General features: G+C 63.4%; 1 protein-coding gene. It reads left to right on the top strand.

From position 1 onward, the window contains the following. Positions 1-574, top strand: a 574-nt coding sequence (locus ACWTU8_RS32020; protein ID WP_455851279.1) for a TSCPD domain-containing protein, incomplete at both ends; no start/stop codon positions are given.

The following is a 574-nucleotide window of genomic DNA, read 5'->3' as shown; positions in this document are numbered from 1 at the left end:
GCTGAAGGCCAACGCGCTCTACCGCGACGGCTCGAAGCTGTCGCAGCCGCTCAATGCCTCGCTGCTCGCCGACGGCGAGGAGGATGAGGACGAAGCCGTCGAGCAGCTGATCCAGGCCCCGGCCGCGGCGCGCGCGGCGCAGATCACCGAGCGGATCGTCGAGCGCATCATCGAACGTGTCTCGCGCGAGCAGGAAAAGCTGCCCGGCCGCCGCAAGGGTTATACGCAGAAGGCCAAGATCGGTGGCAACACCATCTTCCTGCGCACCGGCGAATATGATGATGGCCGCCTCGGCGAGATCTTCATCGACATGAACAAGGAAGGCGCCACGCTGCGTGGCCTTCTCAACAACTTCGCCATCGCGATTTCGCTCGGCCTGCAATACGGCGTGCCGCTCGACGAATATGTGCACGCCTTCACCTTCACCAAGTTCGAGCCGGCCGGCATGGTCATCGGCAACGACGCCATCAAGAGCGCGACGTCGATCCTCGACTACGTGTTCCGCGAACTCGCCATCTCCTATCTCGGCCGCAACGACCTCGCCCATGTCGACCAGTCGGACTTTTCCAACACC

This window comes from Mesorhizobium sp. BHbdii (genome assembly GCF_053848045.1).
The sequence above is the reverse complement of the archived record's forward strand: the minus strand, read 5'-3'. Positions and strand labels throughout refer to the sequence as shown.